Origin of the sequence: Collimonas fungivorans, from assembly GCF_028292705.1 — a bacterium.
GTDB classification, from domain to species: Bacteria; Pseudomonadota; Gammaproteobacteria; order Burkholderiales; family Burkholderiaceae_D; genus Collimonas; species Collimonas fungivorans_B.
Genome location: NZ_JAQGLV010000114.1, coordinates 1 through 8,002 on the forward strand (window position 1 = coordinate 1; position 8,002 = coordinate 8,002).

Annotated in this window: 6 protein-coding genes; 2 read left to right on the top strand and 4 right to left on the bottom strand. The window is 56.5% G+C overall.

All coding sequences use genetic code 11. From position 1 onward, the window contains the following. Window positions 1-133: 133 nt before the first annotated feature. Window positions 134-1,624: a PLP-dependent aminotransferase family protein gene (locus JWQ61_RS05495; protein ID WP_304359636.1), complete on the bottom strand. Its 1,491-nt coding sequence runs from the start codon at window positions 1,622-1,624 to the stop codon at window positions 134-136. Between the two features lie 114 nt (window positions 1,625-1,738). Here JWQ61_RS05495 and JWQ61_RS05500 point away from each other — a divergent pair, with 114 nt between their 5' ends. Continuing rightward, entirely contained in the window at window positions 1,739-3,442 is a 1,704-nt protein-coding gene (locus tag JWQ61_RS05500; RefSeq protein WP_304359637.1) for an NAD(P)H dependent flavin oxidoreductase family protein, read from the top strand. A gap of 57 nt (window positions 3,443-3,499) precedes the next feature. Here the strand turns inward: JWQ61_RS05500 and JWQ61_RS05505 are convergent, their stop codons facing one another. From JWQ61_RS05505 to mqo, 3 genes are all read right to left on the bottom strand, one after another. Then, window positions 3,500-5,095, bottom strand: coding sequence for a glycoside hydrolase family 64 protein (locus JWQ61_RS05505; protein ID WP_304359638.1), 1,596 nt, complete (start codon window positions 5,093-5,095; stop codon window positions 3,500-3,502). 370 nt (window positions 5,096-5,465) lie between these two features. Next, a complete protein-coding gene (locus JWQ61_RS05510; RefSeq protein ID WP_304359639.1) occupies window positions 5,466-5,756 on the bottom strand; it encodes a DUF1330 domain-containing protein in 291 nt (96 codons plus the stop codon). A gap of 222 nt (window positions 5,757-5,978) precedes the next feature. Continuing rightward, on the bottom strand, window positions 5,979-7,697 hold the full coding sequence (mqo, locus tag JWQ61_RS05515; RefSeq protein WP_304359640.1) for a malate dehydrogenase (quinone): 1,719 nt from the start codon (window positions 7,695-7,697) through the stop codon (window positions 5,979-5,981). Between the two features lie 56 nt (window positions 7,698-7,753). Here mqo and JWQ61_RS05520 point away from each other — a divergent pair. Then, window positions 7,754-8,002 (top strand): hypothetical protein (locus JWQ61_RS05520; RefSeq protein WP_304359641.1); only part of this gene is annotated, 249 nt, incomplete at its 3' end.

Here is an 8,002-nt window from a genome sequence, read left to right on the forward strand (position 1 = left end):
CATCGGATGTAATCGCAGTGCAGCGAAGCATAGTTGGCACCGCGGATGGAAATGCCTTGTCGCCAAGCCGATGCATTCCATGCTCCGGCCGAATTGAAACTTTCCTTGAAGAAATGCCGCCGATACCGCTCACCTATCGTTGCCGGGACGCGTCATACAATCGTCCGACCGCCAGCGTCAGTTCATCCGGCGTCATCGATGCAAATCCCAGCCGTAAACCGTTGACCGGCTGATTGAGCGGCGAGAACTGGCGGCCGCTGCGCACGAAGAGTCGCTTGCCGGCAGCTTGCTGCACCATGGCGTCGACGTCGATGTCTTCCATGAAGGTGGCCCACACGGCCAGCCCGCCTTCGGGATTGCGCAGCGTGACGCGCTCTCCGAAATGGTGATGCAAGGATTCCAGCAAGACGTCCTTGCGGGCGCGATAGAGTCTGGAGGCGCGCCGCACATGCTTGCGCAGTTCGCCGTCGGCGATCAGATCGGCCAGCATTTTTTGCATGACGGCGTCGCCGTGGCTGGAGATCAGCAGCTGATTTTTGCTCAACGTACCGACCAGATTTTCGGGACCGACTATAAAGCCGCAGCGGAATGACGAGCCCAGCAGCTTCGACAGCGAACCGATATAAATTACGTTACGCTGTCGGGCATCGCTGGCCAGCGGCAGGTAAGGCCGTCCATCGAAGTGATATTCGTGGTCGTAGTCTTCTTCGATGATGGTAAAACGATGCTGCTGCGCCAGCGCCAGCAGTTTTTGTCGACGGTCGGCACGCAGGCTGACCGTGCTCGGAAACTGGTGATGCGGCGTCAGATAAATCAATCGCACCTGCCGCTGCAGGCATAGCGCCTCGACCTGGTCCACGCGGCAGCCGTCCTGATCGACGTCGACGACTTCAATCTGCGCACCGAGCGCGCGAAATATCGCCCATGCCGGCGGGTAACTGAGCCGTTCCACCAGCACAACATCGCCCGGGCGAATCAGCGCCCCGGCAGCCAGATGCAGCGCCATCTGCGTGCCTTGCGTGAGGCAGATATTCGATGAGCTTGCCGCCAGACCGCGCGTGGTGCGCAGCATTTCAGCCAGCGTCGTGCGCAACTGCTCGGCCGATTCATGATTGCCGTACTTGACCCAGTCGGATTTGAACGCAGCCTTCATCGCGTTGCGGTAATAACGATGCAACACGGCTTGCGGCAGCAGGCGATGATCAGGCGCGCCGTTGTCGAAATACATGGTGTCGCGCGTTCTGCCTGCGCGCACCGAGGGAACGTAAAGATCGTCAAAGTAAAGCGGCAAATCGAGCGGGAGGAAATCCGGCGCAAAACGTTCTTCGTCAGAGGCAGGGCGTTTCTTCTGCGGCTTGTCGGGTGTCGCCGCCTTCGAGGCAAACAGCGTACTGACGAACGTTCCACGGCGCGGCTCGCTCACCAGCCAGCCTTTGACGACGCCTTCTTCGTAAGCCAGGATCACGGTCTTGCGATTGACGTCAAGGATATCCGCCAGTTCACGCGTGCCGGGCAGGACGGCTCCCGGCTCCAGGCGGCCGCTTTGAATGGCGCCGATGAGACAGTCGAGGATCTTGCGATAGGAAGCTTTAGTGCCTGGATGGTCGAGATCAAGGTTAAGCAAGAGCTGCCATTTTCTCATCTGGACCATGTGGATTATTCAAATCTGGAGGTTTTAATGGTCCTATTCTAACGTCATAATGGTCCGTCACTTATTTCATTAGCGCACGAGGATACGATGCCAGGCCAACATACCATCACATTGGGGCAATCCGGCATCACCTTTGCCGCAGGAGACGAGTTGTTGCTGGATGCGGCGCTGGCCGAAGGCATCTCGATTCCGTTTTCATGCCGCCGTGGCGAGTGCGGATCGTGCAGGGTCAGGGTGCTCAGCGGCGCCCATGAAAGCAATCCCTATATCGCCGCCGGTACGCCTTATCCGTTGGCGAACGATGAGATGCTGCTGTGCCAGAGCCATGCCTGCGGCGACATGTGCATCGACATTCCCGGCTGGTCACTCGCTGCACAGGCATTGCGCTTTGAAGCCGAGATCCTGAAAAATGACATGCTGACGCCTGACGTCACGCAACTGGTGCTGGCGCCGCGCCACGCACAATCGATGTCCATCCGGGCTGGCCAGTACGTGAAATTTTATCTTGATGACGGCAGCAGCCGTTGCTTTTCGGTCGCCAATATCCCCGCCGACGATGATGGCAAACTGGTCTTCCATATTCGCCGCGTGGCCGGAGGACGTTTTTCGGAGCAGATGCTGGACCGCCTTGCCGTCGGCGACGTACTCAGTATCGAAGGCGCGTTCGGCGCCTGCACCTGGCAAGCCGGTGCACATTCGGCCTTGCTGCTGTTTGCGACCGGCACCGGCTATGCCGGCATCAAGCCGATTCTACTGGCTGCGCTGGCTGAACAGGATACGACGCCTGTCGTGCTGTACTGGGGTGGCTCGCGCGCTGATGACTTTTACGATCGCGAATTTCTCGACCGGCTGTCCGCGCGCAATGCGCGCTTCAGCTGGAGCGGCGTCGTCGGCCCCGCAGGACGCGTTGAAGAAGGTTTCCGGCAAGGCCATGTGCAAGATGTCGCCGCTGCCGATTCCTACGTGTGGCAGAGTGCGCGCGTTTATGCTTGCGGCAATCCGGCCATGGTGGGCGGCGTTCGCGAACGTTGCGTGGCGCTGGGCTTGCAGGCGCATCATTTCATCGCGGAAGCCTTTGTGCCGTCGGGCGCAATGTCGGTGCCGCTGGCGCAAGGAAGTTTCGATCCGGTATGGGAGCGCGTCGGTTCGAAGTATTCACTCGACGGCATGCTGGCGGCGCGCGAACAGTCGATCCGCGCGCTCGCGCAAATCGTCGGCAAGCTGCGGGTAGGCATGACTACCGGCGAAGCCGTGGTGATGGCCAACGATCACTTGCGCAAAATGGGATCCTCGCATACCTGGCATCCGACCTATATCCGCTTCGGCGACGACACCGTCAGAACGCCGCGCCAGGGTGTGGAGCAGGGGCGCAAGCTGCGCGATACCGACATTGCCGTGGTCGATCTCGGTCCGGTGTGGGATGGTTATGAAGGCGATTTCGGCGACACCATCGTGTTCGGGGAAAATAGCTTGCACCGCGCCTGCGCACAGGCGGCGCGCGATGTCTTCACAGCCGCCAAGGAGGCTTGGCAGACCGGCCTGACCGGGCGTGAACTATACGATTTCGCCGAGACAGCCGCTGCACGCGGCGGCTGGCAGCTGGAGCGCAACCTGGCGGGGCATCGGATATCGGATTTCCCGCATGCCTTGTTCGGTCCCGCCAAACTGGCGGAGATGGAAATCGTGCCGAGTGACACCGTCTGGGTACTGGAAATCCAGTTGCGCCACCCGACCGAGCCTGTCGGCGCATTTTATGAGGATATCCTGATCGGCGCACCCGATTCCGCCTGAGTCGGCAGGGCACACATTTAGGTGCACGTAGCCCACCATCCGGTGGGCTACGTGCGTTTACCAGCCGATAGTGACTGTTGCCGTGGTGGGTGCGGCAGTATGGAGAGATGAACTAAATCCCCAAACGTCATCGTAAGCAAAGCCATAGGCCAGGTTATTCACACTATGGTCATGCCAGAATTTCGAGAAATAATTGGATACCTGTCCGTTCGGATAGAAGTAACTAGCGTTACTCCAATGCGCCGGATCTTCGACGATGTGGCGATTGATTGCCGCAGTCACTTGCGCCTGGATTTGCAGTTGTTTGTCGTAAGCCGGTGTTCCTGGCGTGGTTCCAGATCCATCGTTCAATGCGCCGCTGCCTAACAATGCCATTGCGGTGGTAGGGCGGCTATTAATGTAGTAGGTGCCTTGTCCATCGGTGAACTGGAAGCGGTTGCCGACAACGCGGCCGGAAAATGTACCCTGTTGATCCGTGAACGTCAGAGTTTGTGTGCTGTATTTGTTCCAGAGCGATGCGATATAGGCATCCAGATAGTTGCCGTTGACGCCGCCATTATTGAAGCTTGCATGTGCGGGAGCAATAATGCGATACGGCGCATAGGGCGTCTGGGCCAGGCCTTTGAACTCAATAGGAACTTCCGCCAGATATTTTTGAAACAGGGCGGCGCGTGTATCTGTTTCTCCCACTGTCTGGTCGTAGCCATTGAGCCCCTGAAGGCGCAGCAAGACGGGGAAGCCAAATTGATCCACCCGGGTGGTATTGCCGAAAAATCCTTGGTTTGGAACGATCGCCATTTCGACGAAATCGAAGATCACGTCAATATTTGGATCCGACGGATTTTCAATATTGGCGCCGGCATAGCCAATATTGCCGTTCACGTCCTGATTGACTTTGATATACATGGGGCTTCCCACGCTGAGCAGCAGGCGCGCCGAATTTATTGGCGGAATGGTGACCGATTTTCCTTGTGCCAGCGAATGGAAATAGTTTGTGTATCCCTGACCGTTTTTATTCAAGGCGCCGTTGTCGCCGATAGCCATGGGTATCAGGTTTCCGCCTGTATCTACGTAGACGAAGCGGCCGCTGCTCCAGTCCTTGCCAATGATTGCCCAATAAACCTGGCTATCCGGATATGCGCCTCGCGTGCCATTGACCAGATTGAATGTGGTGAGACCGTTCCAGTTTCCTCCGGACGGCGGTGGCGGCGGCGGAGTTGAGTTCCCCGTTCCCACAGTAAAATTGAAAGCAGGGGTATTGTAAGCAGGCGTCCCATTGTTGTAGGTAAACCAGTATTTGATACTGGCGCCGGCGTTGACGTTGTTTATCACCTGAACGTAGCGGCCATTGGCATTGCTGGTGCGAAGGTTTTGAAGATCTCCGCCGTTGAGCTGGTAATGTATGTCGACCCAGCTGGTATTAACGTTGGACTGGAACCACACGGTGGCGCTGCTTCCTGCTACATCAACGCCTTGAGAATAATCATTCGTGGATTGTGCCTGCGCCTGACTCATGAAGAGAAACAAGCTCGCCAATATGCTGACGAAGTAAAGTGCTATTCGTTTCATTGGATCCCTTTTCTTGATGTTTGAAGCCACTCGAGAGATGCAGGCATTGCCTGGATAACGGACAATGACCTGCGAAGAAAACATCGCGTACGCCTGGTTTTGTCTCTATACATGCAGGATCACAATCAGATTCCGGGTGAATAGGACTTGATGCATGAATGGCGTCCTGCGACAAAGCATCGGTCGTCGTAGACGATGATTTCGGCTAATGCGGGCAGGGGGATTCAATGTTGATTTTCGGCAATCTTACAACATTGACACTAGTGGGAATGTCAAGAAAAACCATCCGAACCATCGTGCTGAAAGCACTTAAATCGGATGGTTAGCTGACATTTGCTAATGCGCGAGGGCCTGAGGGGAAAACAGAAGGGACCGATCGGGGGAAATACGGGGAGATATTAGTAGTAGGGATTGCTGGTACGGCTGGCTATTCACGGTCATGTGATCGTGCGCTTCACACGATTTCGACTATGAACATCCGTGCTTGCTGGGCTTCCTGACGTTCGGCCTTGATCGGCGCGTACCTCTCGGAATTGTAGAAGGCTTGCGCTTGGGCGAGAGTTGGAAACTCAAACACGCCGGCCATCGGCAGCGGCACCTCATCCCCCTCCAGAATCTGCGCAACAGGACCGAAATGCAGGATCTGCCCGCCTGCCTCTTTTAGCGCCGCTTGAAAGCGTGGAGCGAGCGCGGCCTGCTTGGCGGGGTCGATGACGCGTAGATTGACGTGTACGTATGCTGGCATTGTGCTCTCCATCAATAATGTATATGCAGTATATGCGAGGATAATTATGGCTCTAACCTCAGGTCAAGTTTGAGCTAGTCACTTAACACCCTAGCCGGTACATTCTTGCCCTGACGTCTTGCCTTCGAATCCGCAACTGTTGCTGCGATTGTGATGTCTGGCCGATGTCGGACGCGGCATCAATAGATTTTATTTCTTCAGCCAAGTCTGAGCTTCGCAGCACTATAGCGCGATATCTGGCACTTTTTTCACTTGTCCAGGGTGCTCGATGGGAGCGGCCCCTTGAACGAAGCCCTCCAAACTTGGCGATGCGATAGTCAATTGCAAAGTTTCAGCGGTGCTTGCCCATGTCGTCGCAAGCAGCTGCGGGTTCTCATTGAGCTTTTGTCCATAAGTGGGAACGATCTCGCGAATTTTTTTCTGCCAGGCAGGTGTCTTCATCCGATCGGGGAAAACTTTCTCCAGCAGTGACAGCATGATCGCTGGCGAGGTAGAGCCGCCAGGTGACGCGCCCAGCAATGCAGAGACGGAGCGATCTTCGGAAACCACGACTTCGGTACCCAGCTTCAATACGCCGCCCTTGTCGGGGATGTTCTTGATGATCTGCACACGCTGGCCGGCTTGCCACAAACGCCAGTCTTCGTCCTTTGCCTCAGGCATGTAGCGGCGCAGCGCCGCCATCTTGTCTTCCCTGGACAGCTCCAATTGCTGCGCGAGATATTTGACGAGTGCAAACTCATGGGCGCCGACTTGAAGTTGCGGAATGATATTGGAGGGCGTGGTTGCCTTCGCGATATCGAAATACGATCCGTTCTTGAGGAATTTGGTGGACCAGGTGGCGAACGGCCCGAACAGCAGCACGGTTTTACCATCCAGCACTCGGGTATCCAGATGCGGCACCGACATCGGTGGCGAACCCGTATCCGCCAGGCCGTAGACCTTGGCCAGATGGCGCGAGGTAATGGCGGGATTATCCGTGACCAGAAATTCGCCGCCTACCGGGAAACCGCCATACTGCTTCGCTTCAGGAATGCCGGACAACTGCAGCAGCGGCAATGCGGCGCCACCGGCGCCGATGAAGATGTGGCGTGCATCAACGGTCTGAATCTTGGAACTATCCTTGATGTCGAAAGCCGATACACGCCAGGAGCCATCCTCATTGCGGGTGATCGAGCGTACCTCATATCCGGTGGTGATCTTGCTGCCCGCATTGCTGCTGAGATGCTTGTAGAACTGGCGGGTAATCGAGCCTAGGTTGACATCGGTGCCGAGCGGCGAACGGGTGGCGGTGACCATCTCGTCCGGCTTGCGGCCTTCCATCATGATCGGAATCCATTCAGCAATCTTGGTCGGATCCGTCGTCATTTCCATGCCAGCGAACAGCGCCGATGCCTTCAAGGCCGCGACACGTTTGCGAATGAATTCACGGTTCTCCGGACCAAAGACCAAATTCATGTGCGGTGTCGAATTGATGAATTCGCGCGGATTGCCCAGAACGCCCTTGCGCACCTGATGCGACCAGAATTGGCGCGAGATCTGGAAGTTCTCGTTGATGCCGATCGCCTGGGTAATATGCACTTCACCCTTGTCGTCCATCGGGGTGTAGTTCAGTTCGCAGAGCGCCGAGTGGCCGGTGCCCGCGTTGTTCCAGCCATTCGAACTTTCTTCCGCCACTTTGTCCAGGCGTTCGAACACTTCATAGGTCCAGCCAGGCTCCAGCTCGGACAGATAGACACCGAGCGTCGCACTCATGATGCCGCCGCCGATCAGCAGCACGTCCACCGTGCGATCCGCCTTGGCGGCGCGGAATTGACCACCGAACAGGACCGAGTAGCCGCCCCATACGGCTGCGGCGCCAACGGCAGCTCCGATAAATTTACGTCGGGAGAAGCGCTTGCCTTTGGCGTTTGCTACCGTATTCTTGTTATTTGCTTGGCTCATGGAAATTTTTCGTCGTAAGTAATATTGAAAGCGATAGGCACCCTCAATCAAAAACGGTGCCGGATACCGAAAAAACCCCATTCAATCGAGGAACAGGTGCTCAATTATCCTTGATTTGCGAGTTCATCACAAAACAAACAATTCCAATCACATTGATCGGATGTGAACTTAGCCGTGCCAGCAATGAAACCACGGCACTGCCGGTGCCGCCGCAACCAACGCCGCCTACGCGCAACGCCTTCACAACTGTGGAAGAAAAAGCAAACCACCGATCCGGGAAGCTAAATACAGCGGCCGGTCCTCAC